The sequence below is a fragment of the Leekyejoonella antrihumi genome (assembly GCF_007845645.1).
Taxonomy (GTDB): Bacteria; Actinomycetota; Actinomycetes; order Actinomycetales; family Dermatophilaceae; genus Leekyejoonella; species Leekyejoonella antrihumi.
Genome location: NZ_VCQV01000013.1, coordinates 93135 through 110803 on the forward strand (window position 1 = coordinate 93135; position 17669 = coordinate 110803).

Genomic DNA, 17669 nt, shown 5'->3' on the forward strand with positions numbered 1-17669 from the left:
TCTCAGGCCTTCTTGCGGCGGCCGGCGATCACGCTGTAGGCCGCGAGCGCCAGACCGAAGACGAAGATGAGGGTGCCCATGACGTTGACCTGCGCCGGAATGCCCAGCCGGGATGCGCCATACACCCATAGGGGGAAGGTGACCGTCTGGCCGGCGTTGAAGCTGGTGGTCACGAAGTCGTCGATCGACAGGGCGAACGACAGCAACGCTCCCGCCATGATGCCGGGCATGATCATCGGCAGGGTGACCTTCCGGAAGGCCACCATCGGCGTCGCACCCAGGTCCAGCGCCGCCTCCTTGAGCGAAGAGTCCAGTCCGGCCACCCGCGCCTGAACCGTCACGGCTACGAACGGGATACAGAACATGATGTGCGCCAGCAGGATCGTCACGTAGCCGCGCGGGATATTCAGCGTCAGAAACAGTGACAGCAGCGACGTGCCGAGCACCAGCTCCGGCGTGGCGATCTGCGCGAATACGACCAGGCTGAGCGGCCCCTTGCCCCGGAATCGGTATCGCCCCAGCGCGAGCCCCAGCGCACCACCGATCGCCACGGACACGATCGTGACGATGATGGCAATGGTGATCGAGTTGACCAGCGCATCGGTCAGCCCACCGATCGAGAAGAGCTCCCGGTACCACTTCAGGGTGAAGCCCTGAAAGCTGATGTTGTAGCGGCCCTTCGTGTTGTTGAACCCGAAGAGAATCATCACAAAGATCGGCAGGCAGAGATAGAGCAGTACGGCCCAGGTGTAGACCGGAAGGATGTAGTAGGTCCACCGCCGCTTCGGACGCCGGTAGCGTTCGTCCGCCGCCGAGTTGGCCTTGGACATCGTCGTTGTCATAGCGCGGCCGCCTCCATCACGTCCTTGGTGCCGAGGGCTCTGGCGTATACGAAGATGCCGATCAGCAGCACGCCCATCAGGGTGAACGACAGGGCCGACGCACCCGCGTAGTCGTTGTTCGTCAGATACAACGTGTAGATGACGTTGCCGATCATCGTGGTCTTCGCGCCGCCCAAGAGCTGGGCGTTGACAAAGTCGGATGCAACGGGGACGAACGTCATCAGCACGCCGGCGAAGATGCCGGGCACCGTCAACGGGAAGACAACCCGCAACAGGGCCTGAAACTTGCTGGCATACAGGTCATTCGCCGCTTCCATCAGCCGCGAATCAAGTCGCTCGATGGACACATAGAGTGGCAGCACCATGAACGGCAAGTAGTTGTAGGTGAGTCCGCATATCACCGCGACCGGTGTCGCGAGCAGGTGGAAGCCCGAGCCGACCAGATGCAGGTTCTTCAAAGTGCCCAGCACGAACCCGTTGTCGGCGAGGATGAACTGCCACTGCAGCGTCCGGATCACGAACGACACGAAGAAGGGCAGCAGGATGATCAGCAGATAGCTCGACTTGTTGCGCCCCCCTCGCATCGCGATCCAGTAGGCCATCGGGTAGGCGAGCACGATAGTCAGCACGGTGACGATCACCGCATACATGATCGATCGGATGAACTGGTCGTGATAGAGGCTGATCGTGTGACCGTAGGTCGCGAAGTGGAACGTCTGCGTAAAGCCGTGGATGAAGTCGCCGGTCATGAGCGACAGCGACAGCAGGTAGATCATCGGGACGACGAAGAAGATCGCCAACCACAGACCACCGGGAAGGGCGAGCCAGTATCCGGTGAGCCTGCCGAAGCGTCGACGGAATCCGCCTGCGGCCAGGCGGGATGCGTCGTCGGCGTGCACCCTGCTCATCGTCGGGCTCCCGTGCGTGCCGCCTGCCGGACGGTCATGACTCGTACACCGGCTCGAAGATCAGGTTCCATACCGGCACCTCCTCCGGGGTCAGGGTCGCGTAGCGGTAGAGCTTGGACTCCATCGCCTTGGTGGGGAAGACGAGCGGACTGTCCGCGATCTGCTCCAGGGACGTCCGGTCGGCCTTGGCCGTGGCGGCCTTCGCGTCGTCGAGGATGTACTTCTTCGCGCCCGGCACCGGCGTGAAGTAGTTGACGTACTCGGCGATCATGGCCGCGATCTTGGGGTCGTAGACGAAATTCATCAGCTTCATGGCTGACACCGGGTTCTGCGAGTAGAGCGGGATGCACAGGTTGTCCGTCCACACGACCGCTCCCTGCTCGGGGACCACGAACTTCAAGTCCAGCCCGGGAGTGGACGCATTGGCCTGGAAGATGTCACCCGACCACGCCATCGTGATCCACAGGTCGCCCTTCGACAGCGGCGCGATGTAGTCCTGCTGGTAGTACGCCCGCACCAGCCCCTCGTCACGCTGCTGAGTGAGCCTCTTCGCGGCGCGGCGCCAGTCGGCCTCGGTGGACTTCGCCGGATCCACGCCAATGCCGACGAGAGCGAGATTCGGCAGGTCCTGATTGTCGGCCATCATCCCGACCTTGCCCTTGAATGCCGGGTCGAACAGGTCGTCGAAGCTGGTGATCGGACGCTTGACATACTTGGGGTTGTACGCGATTCCGGTCATCCCGGACTGCCACGGCACGGTGAACTTGTTGCCCGGGTCGAACGTCGGGTTCTTCGCCGTCGCATCGGCATACCTGAAGAAGTTCGGGATCATCGCGTGATCGAGCGGAATGACGTAGTTCAGCTCCGTCATCTGGGTCAGGTAGATGCCGTTGGTCAAGACCATCAGGTCGTAGCCGGTGGACTGGTGGGAGGCGAGCACCGGCCGGATGGACCCGACGAACGAGTCCATGTCCTGGATGACCTCCTGGTAGTTGACCTGTATCCCGGTCTCCTTGGTGAACTCCTGCAGTGAGGGGTGCACCGTCTTGCCCTTGACGGTCGCCGTGTCGATATAGAGCGGCCACTGCGCCCAGTCGAGATACTTCGTCGGCTTTTGGTGGCTCCAGTAGTCCGACGGCGCCGCCTTCGCCCGGGCACCGGCGACACCGCAACCGGCGAGCAGCCCGGTGCCGGCGAGCAGGCCGGCCGCGCGCAGCATGTCGCGCCGGCTGTAGCGGCGCTGCATGGAGCCGCGCAGGATCGAGGGGTCGCGGGGGTAGGGCGGGTCAGCCGGCGTCATCGGCGGCACCGCCCTCGGTGGCAGCGGCGGGTTCGTCCACCAGCTGAAGCGAGTGCTGCGGCCGCCAGGTCAACCAGACGGTGTCTCCGCGCTGCGCGGTGGACTCACTGGTCGAGTGGTTCTGCTCGAGGACGGTCAGCATCTCGCCACCGTTCAGGCGCACCTCGTAGGTGTTCGACGTGCCGAGATAGACCATCTCCGCCACGGTGCCGGTCACCGCGCACCGCTCGTCGTCGGCCGCCGGCTCATCGCGGGAGAGGACGATCTTCTCCGGGCGGACGCTGACGGCGATCCGGTCGCCGACCGCGGAACGATCCGTGGGGACGAGCACCCTGCCGTCCGCGCCGGCGTCGATCACCGCAATGCCTCGATCAACACCGGTGACCTTGCCCTCCATGATGTTCGACGTCCCGAGGAAGCCCGCGACAAACCGGGTCGCCGGCCGCTCGTAGAGCTCGTGCGGGGTGCCGACCTGCTCCAGCAGTCCGCCGTTCATCACGACCAGCCGATCGCTCATCGTCAGGGCCTCACCCTGATCGTGGGTAACGAAGACGAAGGTGATCCCGACCTCCCGTTGAATCCGTTTCAGCTCCACCTGCATGGCCTGGCGCAGCTTGAGGTCGAGAGCTGCGAGAGGCTCATCTAGCAGCAGCGCTCGGGGCCGGTTCACCAGGGCTCGGGCCAGCGCGACACGCTGCTGCTGTCCACCCGACAGCTGCTGCGGCCGCCGATCCCCGCGTTCCCCCAGGCCGACGATCTCCAACATCTCGCCCACCCGCTGACGGATCTCCTGCTTGTCGACGCGCTTGCGCTCCAGGCCGAACGAGACGTTCTCGGCGACGGTCATGTGCGGGAAGAGCGCGTAGCTCTGGAAGACCGTGTTGACGTCACGCTTGTACGGCGGGACGCCGACCATGTTCTGACCGTGCAGCAGGATCTCCCCCGCTGTCGGCTCCTCGAACCCGGCGATCATCCGCAGGGTGGTCGTCTTGCCGCATCCGGACGGTCCAAGGAGGCTGAAGAACTCCCCATCCTGGATCGCCAGGTCGAGGCTCCGGACGGCACTAAATGTCTCGGCCTTCGAATAGAAGGTCTTCTCGACGCCGCGCAGGTCGATCGCAGCGGCGGCAACACCCTGCCCGGCCTCGCGCCGTTCCTGTTCGGTTTGGCTGGTCATCTGTCGGCTCCCATCGAGTCGTGGCCATCGTTGAGATGGATGCTGGGTGCCACCTAAGGAGTGGCGGTGCGGTAAGCCGTCGTCATGGCGGGTCTCCGGCGGTCGTCCTGACGTGAGCACACTGGGAATCGGTGCTCGCTAGATGCGATCCTGACAGAATCCCACGAGCACGACAAGGGATTCAGTGGATTTTTTTTCAAATTGCCACTAAATCAGTCGCAAGGCAGAGTTGAGTCCGCGCCGAGAGCGGCCAGGAACCGCATCCAGTCTGCCCCCAAAGCAACGAACCGCGCCAGGGTCCACCGATCCCTGGCCTGGATGCATCGATCAGCGACCAAATCGGGATCAAACCGGGCACACACAACGAAATCAGTCGCGCATTCCTTGCCAATGCCGGCGGCATGGGCCACCATCGCAGGGTGACCTCCTCCCAGTCCTCGCGCGCCGCACATGGCCGGCGCGGCTCCGACAAACGTGGCGCCGGCGCACGTGCTCGGACGCCGATCGGTCTCGACGATGCGTCCAAGGCGATCATCGAGCACCTTCAGGCCGACGGACGCCGCTCGTACGCCACCATTGCCAGGAGTGTCGGGCTCTCGGAGGCGGCCGTGCGCCAGCGAGCCCAGAAGATGATCGATGCCGAGATCATGCAGATCGTCGCAGTCACCGATCCCGTCCAGGTGGGCTTCGACCGTCAGGCGATGGTCGGTATCCGTGCCGACGGAGACCTCGAGGAGATCGCCACGCGGTTGTCCGAGATGCCGGAGGTCGACTACGTCGTGACGACCGCGGGATCTTTCGACCTGCTGGTGGAGGTGGTCTGCCAGGACGACCAGGAGCTGCTCGACCTGGTTGCTCACCGGATCCGCACTCTGCCCGGCGTTTCCGTCACCGAGACCTTCGTCTATCTGAAGCTGAACAAGCAGCACTACAACTGGGGCACCAGGTGAGCCGGCCGCCGTCCCCCGCGCGACACCCATCCCCAGCATGACCACTCAACCGCTCTGGTGGGACGCGGTCTCCGCGACCGTACGCCCGCCACTCGTCGAGGATGCAGACGTCGATGTCTGCATCGTGGGAGGCGGGTTCACCGGGTTGTGGTCTGCCTACTACCTGCTGCAGGCCGACCCTTCACTGTCGGTGCTCGTCCTCGAGTCCGAGCACGTCGGCTTCGGCGCCAGTGGCCGCAACGGCGGCTGGGTGTCCGCGCTGTACCCCGCACCACCCGAGGTCCTCGCACGCACGCACGGGGATGCCGCGGCACGCGACCAGTACGCCGCGCTGCGTGAAAGTGTGCACGAGGTGGATCGGGTTGTGCAGACCGAGGGCATCGACTGCGGGTTCCGGCAGGGCGGCACGGTCGTCGTTGCGCGTAACCGCGCCCAGCGGGAGCGAGCACGGGCGGAGGTGCAGCACTCGACCCACTGGGGCATCGGGACGCAGTGGCTGGAGCAGTCCGAGGCAACGCATCGACTGGCCGCAGCCGGCGTCCTTGGCGCCACCTACAACCCGCACTGCGCACGCATTCATCCGGTCCGCCTCGTCCGCGGCATCGCGGCCGCCGTCGAACGGCTCGGCGGCCGAATCGCCGAACACACCACGGCGACACGGATTCAGGACCGAACGGTCCACACGACCCTCGGTCCCCTGGTGCGCGCGCATCACGTCATCCGAGCCACGGAGGCCTGGACCGCGCGCCTGCCGGACTTCGCCCGCCAGGTTGCACCGGTGTATTCACTGGTGGTTGCGACCGAGGCGCTGTCCCCAGGTCAGTGGGAGCAGATCGGTCTCGCGGACGCCGAGACCTTCAGCGAGCACCGCAATGTCATCGTCTACGGCCAGCGCAGCGTCGACGACCGGCTGGTGTTCGGCGGTCGAGGTGCTCCCTATCACTTCAGGTCGGGCATCCGGCCGGAGTTTGACCGGAACGAAAAGGTTTTCGATACTCTACGGCGTTCTTTGCGAGAGCTTCTGCCGGGCCTGGACGACGTCCGATTCACTCACGCGTGGGGTGGTCCGTTGGGCATCCCGCGTGACTGGCAGCCGAGCGTCGGGTACGACCCGGCAACCGGGCTCGGCTGGGCGGGCGGCTATGTCGGCGACGGGGTAGCCCTGTCCAACCTCGCCGGCCGCACCGTCGCCGAGCTCGCCACCGGTCGCATCACCGCGATCTCGTCGCTGCCGTGGGTGCAGCACCTGTCGCGACCCTGGGAACCGGAGCCGTTGCGCTGGCTCGGGATCAACGCCGGCCTGCAGATCGCCTCGCTCGCCGACCGCGAGGAGCACCTGACCGGTCGACCGGCGAGGCTCGGCCGCCTACTCAGCCTGCTGACAAACCACTGACGGCCACGAGCGAGATCCACCGCTCTAGAACGTCATCGAAACTCGGCGATACCCTCCCTGCCGTCGTACTCCAGGCCGTACTTGCCGATCAGACCCCAGCAGTCCGGCCGTGAGCCATCGGTGTCCGTGACGCCGTAGGCATCGGACAGCTGCCGCGATGTGGCCACGGTGCCCGCGAACCGGTCCGCCCGCGGATCAGCCGCCAGTGCTGCCACTCCCCTGGCGAGGTAGGTCGGCGACTCGGAGATCCCGAAGCCCGGGACGGTGGCAAGTGCGTCTCGCCAGGTCGCCTCCGTGACCGCGAAGTGCTCCAACATGTTCTCCGAACGGAGCCATCCCGGTGTCACACCGAGTGCGACGACCCGCCGGTCCCGCAGTTCATAGTGCAGGCCCTTGACGATGCGATCGACGTTCGCCTTGACCAGGTCGTAGTAGAAACCCACGCCGGGACGCACGTTGGCGTTGAACGCGCTGGTGCCGTCTGTGACCTCGATGAGCAGACCGCGATCTCCGCGCAGAATGAGTGGGATCGCCTTGGCACTGGTGATCAGGTGGGTATCCACTCCCATCCGCAGCATCCGCAGTCCACCGGCCAGATCGTGCTCCCACAGCGGATGCCCCCAGTCTGCATACCGGTCGCCACCGAAGATGTCATTGACCAGGATGTCGAGCCGGCCGTGATCACGGTCGATGCGCTCGACCAGACCGGCGACAGCATCGGGATCCTCGTGATCGACCCGCAATGCGCACCCGGCGCCGACCTGGTCGATGAGGTCGCCGGTCTCTTCGATGGTCTCCGGCCGGTCGATCTCCGACCGACCGGCCTGGCGACTGCTTCGGCCAGTCGCATACACGTGCGCCCCTGCACGGGCCAGCTCGACAGCGATCGCGCGGCCCGCTCCGCGGGTGGCTCCGGCAACGAGCGCAACCTTCCCATACAGTGCCCTATCTTCAGCCATGTCCGTCCTCCTTCTGGGTCGACCAACCTGACAGCAACGCATCGAGGTCGGTCGAAAGGCGTTCAATGAGAGAGCCTTCAGGGTGCACCGACCATGCAAGGCAGCCGCCCTCCATCGCGGTCGAGACGATTCGCGCGAGTTGAGCGGGCGCGGTCCTGTCGACGAGCTGTCCGGCGTTGACGGCAGCCTGCGCGTGACCCTCGAGGTGGCGACGAACGTGACCCCATCCGACATGCAGCCAGCCGCACATCTCGTCGTTCTGCAGATCGATCGCTAATGCCGCGAGCTGCTTTGACGCCGTCAGCGGGTTGTCCAGGTCGTGGTAGCTGTGCAGCGCCACGGCACGCAGTCGCTGCATGGGCGAGTCGATCCCGCGGACCGCCGCCGTCAGTTCGCCGTCCAAGGAGACGACCCACCGCTGCGAGAGCCGCAGGAAGAGCCGCTCCTTCGATCCGAATCGCTTGATATAGGTCGCCGCCGACACCCCGGCGGCCTCCGCCGCCTTGCCGAGAGTGAACCGGGACGGGCCCTCGGTCATCAGGACTCGATCGGCTGCATCGAGCAACTCATCGTCGGAGGTCGCTTCCGGCCGCGCCATCTCCGCCACCTCCGTATGACGTCTCAGCTCCTGACACAATAAGTGAATGCCGGTTTACTAATTGTGTCAACCGATGGTTCGAACCGAACTTCACATAACCCTTGCTGTATATAACTTACAACTGATATAAAATTTGCATGAACGCCTTTGAGATCCTGGGTGACCCGGTGCGACGCCGGATCGTCGAGCTGCTGGCCGACGGGGAGATTCCTGCCGGCGCGGTGACCGAGGTCATCGGCACCGAGTTCGGCATCTCCCAACCGGCGGTGTCGGCGCAGCTCAGGGTCCTTCGTGAGGCCGGTTTCGCCGCCGTGCGCCCGCAGGGGGCCCGGCGTCTCTACGCCATTCGGCCGGACGCATTCGACGAGGTCGATGCCTGGCTCACCACGAACCGCCGGCGGTGGACGCAGTCCCTCGACGCGCTCGACACCGAGATCGCCCGTGGCCGGTCACGCCGCGAGCAGGGAGGAAAGCCATGATCGACGACGTGCAGGACCCGATCCAGCGGGTCCTTGGGGGCACACCCGACCAGCCGTCTCTGACCTTCGAACGCCGATTCCGCACAACCCCGGCCGACCTCTGGGAGGCGATCACCGACCCGGAACGGCTATCTCGATGGTTCGGCCGACTGGATACGGCCGTCCCCCAACGAGTCGGCGACAGGTTCGGCATCCACCTCGGCGACGACGAGGACCACGCGGTCGGCGTCATCACCGCCTGCCGCCCGCCCGAGCACCTGGCCTATGAGTGGGCCTGGCAGGGCGAACGCACCAGCCTGGTCGACGTCACGCTCACGGCCGGCGACGGGCACACGACGCTGCTCCTGACTCACCGGCTGACCGAACGGGATCATGCGGTCGAGTACGGCGGCGGCTGGGAGGAGTTGCTGGGCTCACTGGCCAACCAGCTCTCCCCCGCCACCAGGTCGGATCACGACGCGGCCACCACGGAGGCCGAAGGAAACCGGCAGTGGTCGCAGCTGCTCGAACTACGAGACACGGCAGCCGATCTGCGCCTCACGCGCACGCTGCCCGCCATCGAAGACGACGTATGGCGCGCGCTCACCACCCGCGAGGGTCTCGCCGCCTGGTGGTGGCCCAGTCTCGGCACGACCTACGAGCTGGCCACGCACGTCGGTGGCCACTACCGGTTCACCGCCGGGCAAGCCGGTTTTGCGGTGCACGGCACCTACCTCGAGATCGATGAGGGCCGGCACCTTGCCTGCTCGTGGATCTGGCAGGACGCTGACGGCGACCGCCCGGTCGACCGGGTGGACATTACACTCTCACCAACTGACGAAGGGTCCGGCACGAACCTCGAAGTGTGGCATCGCGGCCCGTGGACCGACCGCAGCCAGGTCGAGAACTACCGTCTCGGCTGGACCTCGACACTCGACGCGCTGACGAGCAGACTGGCCGCGCCGCAGGTCAACCGGTAACCGCAGGCTCTTCTACCGCGAGAGATCCACCGTTCCACCGACAGGAGTCGAGCGCCACCGGCCCGCGCCAGGGCCCGGCATACCCGCAAAGTCGCGGTATGCCGGGCCGACGAGTCGTGTTCACGTGACGGCACGGCCGATCAGTCGTGTTGTGCTCCCTGGCGTTGAATCTCCTCGGAGATCCGCTTGATCCGCCGGAGCCGGGCGTCCCAGGCGTTGCTCACGGCGTGCAGCTGTGCGACGGCTCGGGCAAACTGCGCGTCATCGATCCGGTAGCGCCGCTCGCGGCCTGCAGTGACGCCGTGGACCAGACCGGCACGGTCGAGGACGCCGAGATGCTTGGCGACCGCCTGCCGCGTGACCGGCAGCTGCTCGCTCAGCGAGGTGGCCGTGCCGAGCCCGGTCGCGAGCAGCAGGTCGAGCATCCTTCGGCGGGTCGGATCCCCGATCGCCGACCACAGGTCGTCCTCGATGTCCCCGGTCGCCAGGGCACTCATGACCGGACGTCCAGCGCCGCGACGCACGGTGCCAACCGCGGCAGGAAGTAGTCCCAGCCATTGAGGTGGTCGTTGTACTGCTCCTCGAGGACGGCGGCTTCCCAGCCCATCTCGCGGAAGCCGGTCTCGTTGAACCTGAGAAGTGTCCCATCGCCGGCTGCGGTCAGCTCAAAGGTCACCAGCAGCGAGTTACCCTCCGCTGCAGTCTCGTCGGCCGGTTGGGTCCAGCGGAAGGCGAACCGCCAGGGCGGCTGCACGTCGACAACGCTCAGTGCGACGGCCTGTCCGCCGCCCTCGGCATCGCCGAACACGATCTCGCCTACCGCACCCGGCACCGCCTCGTAGCGGGCGTCGTCCGGCCACCACTTCTTGACGTGCTCCGGGCGACTCACCACCTCGAACACGATGTCTGGCGTGGCGTCGATGTACATCTCCCGCTCGATCGTGCCGAACTCCATGATTCCTCCGAACTCATCACGCAACCTTTTATTGCTCCTCACCGTACACCGCGAGTCGACGATGCGCAACCATTAGTTGCACAGATGCCCGCGAGTCCCTCTGAAATGACGGAAGTGACACCCTTGAGGTATGGCGAACCAGCTCGCGAACTCCACCAGTCCCTACCTCCTCCAGCACCAGGACAACCCGGTCGACTGGTGGGAGTGGTGCGATGACGCCTTTGCCGAGGCGAGACGACGAGGCGTGCCGGTGTTCCTCTCGATCGGGTATGCCGCGTGCCACTGGTGCCACGTCATGGCCCACCAGTCGTTCGAGGACGAGACCGTGGCGGCCGCGATCAACGCGGACTTCGTGGCAATCAAGGTGGACCGAGAGGAACGGCCGGACATCGACGCGGTCTACATGAACGCGACCACCGCGATGACCGGACAGGGCGGCTGGCCGATGACCTGTCTGCTGACACCGGCTGGCGAGCCGTTCTTCGCCGGCACCTACCTTCCGAAGCCGCAGCTGCTCGGGCTTCTGCAGGCCGCGCACCAGACCTGGACCGAGCAGCAGAGCACGGTGCTCGACTCGGCGAGCCACATCGTGCAGCAGTTGCAGGACATCGGATCCACGACCGCCGCGGCCACCACGTTCGACGCCGCCCAGCTGGACCACGCGGTGGCCCGGCTGCAGACGACCTACGACAGCGTCAACGGCGGGTTCGGCACATCACCGAAGTTCCCACCGTCCATGGTGCTCGAGCTGCTGCTGCGGCAGTACGCGCGCACCGGCGCGGCCGGAGCGCTCGAGATGGTAGAGGGCACCTGCGAAGCCATGGCACGCGGCGGGATCTACGACCAGCTCGCCGGCGGCTTCGCGCGGTACTCCGTCGACGCCGGCTGGGTCGTGCCGCACTTCGAGAAGATGCTCTATGACAACGCCCAGCTGCTGCGGGTTTACGCCCACTGGTGGCGAGTGTCCGGCTCTGCCCTGGCCGCCCGAATTGCCCGGGAGACAGCAGACTTCATCCGTGTGCAGCTCGGCACCGCAGAGGGCGGCTTCGCCTCGGCGCTCGACGCGGACACCGACGGTGTCGAAGGTCTGACCTACGCGTGGACGCCGAGCCAGCTGCGGGAGGTGCTTGGCGACGAGGAGGGCGCACGCGCCGCCGATCTGCTGTCGGTCACGCCGGAGGGCTCCTTCGAGCACGGGTCCTCGACCCTGCAGCTGCGCACCGACCCCGACGACCCCGCCTGGTGGCAGGGCGTGCGCACGCGCCTGCTGGGCGCGCGAGACCAGCGCCCGCAGCCCGCTCGCGACGACAAGGTCGTCACCTCCTGGAACGGTCTTGCCGTCGCCGCTCTCGCAGATGCCGGCACGATCCTCGACGAGCCGCAGTGGGTCGCCGATGCGGTGCGATGTGCCACCTTCCTGATGGAGCATCACCTGGCCGGGGGGCGTCTTCGCCGCACCTCACGCGACGGTCGGATCGGTTCGGCTGCAGGCGTCTCCGACGATTACGGCAACCTTGCCGAGGGTCTGCTTGCACTGCATCAGGCGACCGCTGACCCGTCCTGGCTCGGCGCCGCACAGGGCCTGCTCGACACCGCAATCGAGCACTTCATCGCCGACGACGGCGGGTTCTTCGACACGGCCGATGACGCCGAGGAGCTCTTCTCCCGCCCGCGCGGCCGCGGCGACAACGCGGAGCCGTCGGGCACCGCGGCCCTCGCCGGCGCCCTGCTCACCTGCAGCGCCCTGACCGGTGACACCCGCTACCGCGACGTCGCTGACCGCGCACTGGCAGCGATGACCCACACCGCCGATCGTGACCCTCGGTTTGCCGGGTGGGGCCTGGCAGTCGCCGAGGCCTCGATCGTCGGCCCCCTGCAGGTGGCGATCGTCGGGGACGCCACTGGCGGGCTCACCCGCGTCGCCACGGGGTCGTCCTCCCCCGGCCTCGTCCTGGTCAGCGGCATGCCGGACGCCGACGGGGTGCCGCTGCTCGCCGAGCGTCCACTGGCAGGCGGCGAGCCCACGGCATACGTCTGCCGAGGATTCGTCTGTGATGCACCGGTCACCGATCCGGAGGCACTCGCCGACCAGCTCAGTCTCCCCTGAAACCTGACACCGCCCTCGGAGGGGGTTAGGTGGCCAGGTTCAGGAGGCGGGCACCGTTGTGCCAGAGCACGTCGCGCATCCAGTCGTCACCGAGGTCCAGCCGGGCCAGCGCCTCCAGCTGATGCGCATAGGCATACGGAATGTTGGGAAAGTCGCTCCCGAGGATCACCTTGTCCTGCAGGTCGGGCAGCCGCTCGACATAGGAGCTGGGCATCGACGACCTGGCTTCGGTGAAGTCCGTCCCGCACATGGTCGTGTCCAGACGCACGTTCGGATACTTCTGCGCCAGGTCGGCAAACTCATGGTACTCAGGCATCCCCAGGTGCGCGACGACCAGCGTCAGCAATGGGAAGCGTGCCAGCACGTCGCCAATCCGCGCCGCACCGGTGAACTCACCTGGCAGCGGTGCGGATCCGGCGTGAATCACGATTGGCATACCGGCATCGGACAGAGCCCCCCAAGCCGGGTCGAGCAGCGGGTCGTTCGGTGCGAACCGGCCAACCTGCACGTGCACCTTGAAAAGCCGCGCCCCGTCGGCGACGGCCTGCGCGACGTAGTCGCCCACCCCCTCCTCGGGATAGAGCGTGCCGCAGTGGATGGCGTCCGGCACCCGCTGGGCGAACTCCGCGCACCAGGCGTTGAGCCACTGCGCCATGCCGGGCTTGTGGGGGTACGCCAGCGCCGGGATCGCCTTGAGTCCGAAGCCCCGCAAGATGTCCAGCCGGGCCTGCTCATCGAGCCGGTACTCGATCGGCCACTCCTGGCCGTAGTGCTCACCGGCGTCGTCGAAGTAGGCCCACACCTTGCGCAGCATCGGTTCGGGCAGGAAGTGCACATGGATGTCCGCGAGCCCGGGCAGACCGAGAGCGTCGACGTATGCCGGGATGTCTGCGTCCGTCAGAGGTCCGGGCGTGGTCTGTGCGGGCCGGGGGCTGAGAGTCACGTTCCGACTCTATCCAGCACACTAGGCCTATGACACAGCGCGAGACCCTCACCTGGGAACTGTTCGGCACGGCGAGCCGGGAGCTCGCCCAGACCATCGCCGACGACGGCTACCAGCCGGACCTGATCATGTCGATCGCGCGCGGCGGCCTGATCCCAGCCGGTGCAATCAGCTATGCACTCGGCATCAAGAACGTGCACGTCATGAACGTCGAGTTCTACACGGGGATCGACGAGCGGCTCCCGATGCCGGTGATGCTCCCGCCGGTCCCCCAACCGGTCGACCTGTCCGGCGCGACCGTGCTGGTCATCGACGATGTCGCGGACACCGGCGGCACCCTCGAGCTGGTGCGCAAGTTCTGCGCGGACAAGGTCCAGGAGACCCGCTGCGCCGTCATCTACGAGAAGTCGCACTCGATCATCAAGTCCGACTACGTCTGGCGGCGCACCGACCAGTGGATCGACTTCCCCTGGTCCAGCCGGCCGCAGATCACCGTCGAGCGTTAGTCGGCGCTCTGCGGTCGGACGAACGGGAACGCCAGCGTGGCCCGGATGCTCGCCCCCGTGAGCATCATGATCAGGCGGTCGACCCCGATGCCCAGACCGCCGGTGGGCGGCATCGCCAGCTCCAGCGCCTCCAGGAACGGCTCATCGACCTGCATCGCCTCCAGGTCGCCGGCGGCAGCGGCCATCGACTGCGCGACCAGCCGCCGACGCTGCTCCACCGGATCGGTCAGCTCGCTGTAGGCCGTTCCGATCTCGGCGCCGAACGCGACCAGGTCCCAGCGTTCGGCCAGTCGCGGATCACGACGATGAGGTCGGGTCAGTGGCGAGGTCTCCACCGGAAAGTCGGTGTAGAAGGTCGGAAACACCGTCTGCTTCTCGACGAGGGCGTCGTAAAGCTCGGTGACCAGGAATCCACCGCTCGACCCGGTCGGCACGGCGACACCGTGCGTACGGCATACGGCCGCGACCTCGTCCCGCGTGGAGGCGGAGGTCAGCGGTGTGCCGGAGGCACGGGAGACCGCATCGTGCACGGTCAGCACCGGCCACGGCGGCGTGAGGTCGACCGTCTCACCGCCGGGCCGACGAGCGACGGCACTCCCGTTGACGGCGGTCGCGACCCGCAGGATCACCTCGCGAGTCAACTCCCGCATGGTGGTGTAGTCCCCGTAGGCGGCGTACGCCTCCAGCGCGGTGAACTCGGGGTTGTGCGTCGCGTCGACCCCCTCGTTGCGGAAGTTCCGGCCGATCTCGAACACCCGCTGCATACCGCCGACGGCCAGCCGTTTGAGATAGAGCTCCGGAGCGATGCGCAGGAACAGGTCCATGCTGTAGGCATTGATGTGCGTCTGGAACGGCCGTGCGGTGGCGCCGCCGTGCACCGCCTGCAACATGGGCGTCTCGACCTCGCAGAACTCGTGGTCCTGCATCGCCTCGCGCAGCGCGCGGACCCCGCGGGACCGGCTCTGCAGCAGGTGCATCGCCCCCTGATTCATGACCAGGTCGAGACTGCGGTGCCTGACTCGACTCTCCTCGCTGAGCGTCGCGTGCAGATCGGGCATCGGAGTCAGACACTTGGCGGCCATCTGCCACGACGTCATGAGCACCGACAGCTCGCCACGCCGTGACACCGTAACCGGCCCCGTCACGCTGACCAGGTCACCGAGGTCGACGACGCTCCGCCACCTGGCACGCTCCTCGCAGGGCGTGTCCGCCATCGTCACCATCACCTGGATGCGTGCCTTCTCGTCCTGCAGCACCGCAAAACACACCCCCCCGAAGTCGCGCAGAGCCCGCACCCGCCCGCACACGGACACCACGTCGTCGGTGCGCTCCCCCGGGGACAGGTCCGGATGCACCGCGCGCACAGCCGCCACGCGGTCGGTGCGAGCGACCTTCGCGGGGTAGGCCGATCGGTGCTCCTCCTCGAGCTGGCGCAGCTTGGCGCGGCGCACCCGCTGCTGCTCGCTGAGGATCGGAGCAGGAGCCATCGGCATCAACAGCTCGTCCTCCTGCTGCAGCACCCGCTGCACGAAGTCGGGCTCGGGACGCGGTCGCTGCACCTCCTCCGGACGTGGTCCGACGAGCAATCGCGGACCGAGCATCGGGACGAAACCTTCGGCCACGCCCATCGCGAGGCCGGCACGCGGCACGGTCAGGGCGGCGTCGTAGCACAGCAGCCGCGGCACCCACTCCGGCCGGTACTTCTCATTGCTGCGATAGAGCGTCTCGAGCTGGTAGAACCGCGAAGCGAAGGACAGCAGCGAGTCGGTCACCTTGGTGACCGGCCCGGCGCCGACCTGGTCCGCATTGTTGAACACGTTGCGGAAGACCGCGAAGTTCAACGACACCCGGCGTATGCCGTGCTCCGGCCCGAGCTCGATCAGCTTTGCCACCAGGTATTCGTTCAGCCCGTTCTCGGCATCCCGGTCCCTCCGCATGAGGTCGAGCGAGACGCCGCGCACGCCCCACGGCACAAAGGACAGAAAGCCGCGAATCGTCCCACTGGCGTCATGTGCCGTGACGAGCACACATCGCCCGTCGGCCGGGTCGCCGAGCCGGTTCAGGGCCATCGAGAAGCCTCGCTCCGCCTCGTTGCCACGCCACCGGTCGGCCAACTGTTCGATCATCCTCAGCTCCTCGGGCGACAGCTCGTGGTGCCTGCGCACCCGGCAGCTGTACCCCGCCCGGCTGATCCGTGACACCGCTTGACGCACGGGCCGCATGGTGCGTCCACTCAGGCTGAATGAGTCGACGTCGATAATGGCCTCATCGCCCAACGGGAACGCCTTCAGACCGGCCGCGACGTAGCGCTTGGTGCCCTCCTCGCTGGAGGACAGCACCGCGGCGTACAGCCCCTGGGTCCGGCACTGCTGCAACCAGGCCTGCACCGCGGCCGACCACGAGCTCGGTAGGCCGATCGGGTCCGCACTCGCGACACTGACCGAGCCCTCGACCCGGTAGGTCACCGCCGCCCGACCATCCGGCGCGAAGATCACCGCCTTGTCCCGCCGCGTGGCGAAGTAGCCCAACGAGTCGTGCTCACCGTGCTCCAGCAGGAGTCGTCGGACCGCCAATTCCTCCTGCGTGGACTGCGCCGCACGGCCCCGGCCGGACCGCCAGAACACCAGTAGTGCCAGCACCAGGGCGGCCGTCGACATGACGCCGGCCAGTCCATAGATCCAGCCATGACCAAGGTCTCCGGTGAAGCCGGGGGTGCCCACCGGAGTCGAGACACCGAGCGTCGAGCGCGCGGCCCACACAACCTTCTCCCGGACGCCCTTCAACTGCCCCGGGAGCGAAAAAACGAGGAGCACGGTGATGCTCAACGAAAGGGCAAGCCCGCTGAGCAGCACGCCCAACGCCGCCACCCGACTGCCCGGTGTGAGCCTGGCCGGGAAGGCGCTGCGGCTGCGAACGACCAGGACGAGCAGCACCAGTCCCACGATCAACGACACCAGGTTGAAGCCGACACCGTTGCGGAAGATGGCGTACTCGTGGGAGAACCCTCGAAGCGGCAGATCACTGACGGCATCGGGCTCCTGGAACGCCTGGCCCAGAACCGCCAACACGTCCAAGATGTTCAAGGCGATGAGCACCACGACCACGGTGTGCGCCGCCCGCAGCCGACGGCGCACCGCGCCGGTGAGCACCAGCATCAGGCACACCACGAACAGGCTGGGCTCGGATGGCACGTTCAGCACACCCAGCAGGTCGGCCACCATTTCGACACCGTCGAAACCGCGTAGCGGAATACTGATCAGCGACCACACGGCGCCGAGCAGGAGCAGTCGCCCGACCCAAACCGCCACCTGCTCGCGCCACGAGCTCCTCGGAGCCGAGCGGGCCGGCGCGCCCCCATAGGGCGTAATCGAACCTTGTAAGGCTCTCGGCGTAAGTCGCATACGCATATGCTCCCATAAACAAAGATTGGAGGCCGTTCCCGGTATTACCCGGGAACGGCCTCCAACTTCTTTTAATGTTAGTCCGGCAGTGTCCTACTCTCCCACACCCTGTCGAGTGCAGTACCATCGGCGCTGAAGGGCTTAGCTTCCGGGTTCGGAATGTGACCGGGCGTTTCCCACTTCGCTATAACC

General features: G+C 66.6%; 16 protein-coding genes and 1 rRNA gene. 6 read left to right on the top strand and 11 right to left on the bottom strand.

The genetic code is table 11. From position 1 onward, the window contains the following. Nucleotides 1-2: 2 nt before the first annotated feature. From FGL98_RS11100 to FGL98_RS11115, 4 genes are read right to left on the bottom strand one after another with little or no spacing between them, the layout of a single operon-like run. A complete protein-coding gene (locus FGL98_RS11100) occupies nucleotides 3-842 on the bottom strand; it encodes an ABC transporter permease (protein ID WP_146316830.1) in 840 nt (279 codons plus the stop codon). Further along, complete coding sequence (locus FGL98_RS11105) at nucleotides 839-1750, bottom strand: ABC transporter permease (RefSeq protein WP_146316831.1); 912 nt, start codon at nucleotides 1748-1750, stop codon at nucleotides 839-841. The genes FGL98_RS11100 and FGL98_RS11105 overlap by 4 nt, the downstream gene beginning before the upstream one ends. A gap of 34 nt (nucleotides 1751-1784) precedes the next feature. Further along, nucleotides 1785-3050 carry an ABC transporter substrate-binding protein gene (locus FGL98_RS11110; RefSeq protein WP_146316832.1) on the bottom strand — a complete coding sequence of 422 codons (1266 nt, stop codon included), beginning with the start codon at nucleotides 3048-3050 and terminating at the stop codon, nucleotides 1785-1787. Then, complete coding sequence (locus FGL98_RS11115; protein WP_146316833.1) at nucleotides 3037-4227, bottom strand: ABC transporter ATP-binding protein; 1191 nt, start codon at nucleotides 4225-4227, stop codon at nucleotides 3037-3039. The genes FGL98_RS11110 and FGL98_RS11115 overlap by 14 nt, the downstream gene beginning before the upstream one ends. 503 nt (nucleotides 4228-4730) lie before the next feature. Here FGL98_RS11115 and FGL98_RS11120 point away from each other — a divergent pair. Then, nucleotides 4731-5177 carry an Lrp/AsnC family transcriptional regulator gene (locus FGL98_RS11120; protein WP_246136504.1) on the top strand — a complete coding sequence of 149 codons (447 nt, stop codon included), beginning with the start codon at nucleotides 4731-4733 and terminating at the stop codon, nucleotides 5175-5177. Between the two features lie 37 nt (nucleotides 5178-5214). Continuing rightward, on the top strand, nucleotides 5215-6570 hold the full coding sequence (locus FGL98_RS11125) for an NAD(P)/FAD-dependent oxidoreductase (protein WP_146316835.1): 1356 nt from the start codon (nucleotides 5215-5217) through the stop codon (nucleotides 6568-6570). A 32-nt stretch (nucleotides 6571-6602) separates the two neighbouring features. Here the strand turns inward: FGL98_RS11125 and FGL98_RS11130 are convergent, their stop codons facing one another. Continuing rightward, nucleotides 6603-7529 (bottom strand): SDR family oxidoreductase, encoded by a 927-nt coding sequence (locus FGL98_RS11130; protein WP_146316836.1) that lies wholly within the window; start codon nucleotides 7527-7529, stop codon nucleotides 6603-6605. Beyond that, entirely contained in the window at nucleotides 7522-8127 is a 606-nt protein-coding gene (locus FGL98_RS11135; protein WP_146316837.1) for a TetR/AcrR family transcriptional regulator, read from the bottom strand. The genes FGL98_RS11130 and FGL98_RS11135 overlap by 8 nt, the downstream gene beginning before the upstream one ends. A 137-nt stretch (nucleotides 8128-8264) precedes the next feature. On the opposite strand from FGL98_RS11135, the gene FGL98_RS11140 reads away from it, so the two are divergent. Together FGL98_RS11140 and FGL98_RS11145 are read left to right on the top strand one after the other, a co-directional pair. After that, on the top strand, nucleotides 8265-8606 hold the full coding sequence (locus FGL98_RS11140; RefSeq protein ID WP_146316838.1) for an ArsR/SmtB family transcription factor: 342 nt from the start codon (nucleotides 8265-8267) through the stop codon (nucleotides 8604-8606). Next, the gene (locus FGL98_RS11145; protein ID WP_146316839.1) at nucleotides 8603-9565 is read left to right on the top strand and encodes an SRPBCC family protein; all 963 of its coding nucleotides are present in this window, start codon (nucleotides 8603-8605) and stop codon (nucleotides 9563-9565) included. The genes FGL98_RS11140 and FGL98_RS11145 overlap by 4 nt, the downstream gene beginning before the upstream one ends. Before the next feature lie 140 nt (nucleotides 9566-9705). On the opposite strand, the gene FGL98_RS11150 is transcribed toward FGL98_RS11145, so the two are convergent. After that, nucleotides 9706-10062 carry an ArsR/SmtB family transcription factor gene (locus tag FGL98_RS11150; protein WP_146316840.1) on the bottom strand — a complete coding sequence of 119 codons (357 nt, stop codon included), beginning with the start codon at nucleotides 10060-10062 and terminating at the stop codon, nucleotides 9706-9708. Continuing rightward, complete coding sequence (locus FGL98_RS11155; protein ID WP_246136500.1) at nucleotides 10059-10544, bottom strand: SRPBCC family protein; 486 nt, start codon at nucleotides 10542-10544, stop codon at nucleotides 10059-10061. The genes FGL98_RS11150 and FGL98_RS11155 overlap by 4 nt, the downstream gene beginning before the upstream one ends. Nucleotides 10545-10650: 106 nt before the next feature. Here FGL98_RS11155 and FGL98_RS11160 point away from each other — a divergent pair, with 106 nt between their 5' ends. Next, on the top strand, nucleotides 10651-12627 hold the full coding sequence (locus FGL98_RS11160) for a thioredoxin domain-containing protein (RefSeq protein ID WP_146316841.1): 1977 nt from the start codon (nucleotides 10651-10653) through the stop codon (nucleotides 12625-12627). A gap of 25 nt (nucleotides 12628-12652) precedes the next feature. Here the strand turns inward: FGL98_RS11160 and FGL98_RS11165 are convergent, their stop codons facing one another. After that, nucleotides 12653-13570, bottom strand: a complete 918-nt coding sequence (locus FGL98_RS11165) for an amidohydrolase family protein (protein ID WP_246136501.1) — start codon at nucleotides 13568-13570, stop codon at nucleotides 12653-12655. A 29-nt stretch (nucleotides 13571-13599) separates the two neighbouring features. Between FGL98_RS11165 and FGL98_RS11170 the strand changes: the two genes are divergently transcribed. Continuing rightward, nucleotides 13600-14076 carry a phosphoribosyltransferase gene (locus tag FGL98_RS11170; protein ID WP_146316842.1) on the top strand — a complete coding sequence of 159 codons (477 nt, stop codon included), beginning with the start codon at nucleotides 13600-13602 and terminating at the stop codon, nucleotides 14074-14076. Here the strand turns inward: FGL98_RS11170 and lysX are convergent. Next, nucleotides 14073-17483, bottom strand: a complete 3411-nt coding sequence (lysX, locus tag FGL98_RS11175; RefSeq protein ID WP_342779967.1) for a bifunctional lysylphosphatidylglycerol synthetase/lysine--tRNA ligase LysX — start codon at nucleotides 17481-17483, stop codon at nucleotides 14073-14075. The two genes, FGL98_RS11170 and lysX, sit on opposite strands and share 4 nt — an antisense overlap. A gap of 74 nt (nucleotides 17484-17557) precedes the next feature. Further along, nucleotides 17558-17669 (bottom strand): 5S ribosomal RNA (gene rrf / locus FGL98_RS11180); the annotation flags it as partial.

Bases quoted from the DNA above. Each gene is read 5' to 3' on its own strand.
- FGL98_RS11140 (WP_146316838.1), top strand. From the start codon at position 8,265: ATGAACGCCTTTGAGATCCTGGGTGACCCGGTGCGACGCCGGATCGTC.
- FGL98_RS11135 (WP_146316837.1), bottom strand. From the start codon at position 8,127: ATGGCGCGGCCGGAAGCGACCTCCGACGATGAGTTGCTCGATGCAGCC.
- FGL98_RS11110 (WP_146316832.1), bottom strand. From the start codon at position 3,050: ATGACGCCGGCTGACCCGCCCTACCCCCGCGACCCCTCGATCCTGCGC.
- FGL98_RS11125 (WP_146316835.1), top strand. From the start codon at position 5,215: ATGACCACTCAACCGCTCTGGTGGGACGCGGTCTCCGCGACCGTACGC.
- FGL98_RS11170 (WP_146316842.1), top strand. From the start codon at position 13,600: ATGACACAGCGCGAGACCCTCACCTGGGAACTGTTCGGCACGGCGAGC.
- FGL98_RS11160 (WP_146316841.1), top strand. From the start codon at position 10,651: ATGGCGAACCAGCTCGCGAACTCCACCAGTCCCTACCTCCTCCAGCAC.
- FGL98_RS11130 (WP_146316836.1), bottom strand. From the start codon at position 7,529: ATGGCTGAAGATAGGGCACTGTATGGGAAGGTTGCGCTCGTTGCCGGA.
- FGL98_RS11105 (WP_146316831.1), bottom strand. From the start codon at position 1,750: ATGAGCAGGGTGCACGCCGACGACGCATCCCGCCTGGCCGCAGGCGGA.
- FGL98_RS11100 (WP_146316830.1), bottom strand. From the start codon at position 842: ATGACAACGACGATGTCCAAGGCCAACTCGGCGGCGGACGAACGCTAC.
- lysX (WP_342779967.1), bottom strand. From the start codon at position 17,483: ATGCGTATGCGACTTACGCCGAGAGCCTTACAAGGTTCGATTACGCCC.
- FGL98_RS11150 (WP_146316840.1), bottom strand. From the start codon at position 10,062: ATGAGTGCCCTGGCGACCGGGGACATCGAGGACGACCTGTGGTCGGCG.
- FGL98_RS11145 (WP_146316839.1), top strand. From the start codon at position 8,603: ATGATCGACGACGTGCAGGACCCGATCCAGCGGGTCCTTGGGGGCACA.
- FGL98_RS11115 (WP_146316833.1), bottom strand. From the start codon at position 4,227: ATGACCAGCCAAACCGAACAGGAACGGCGCGAGGCCGGGCAGGGTGTT.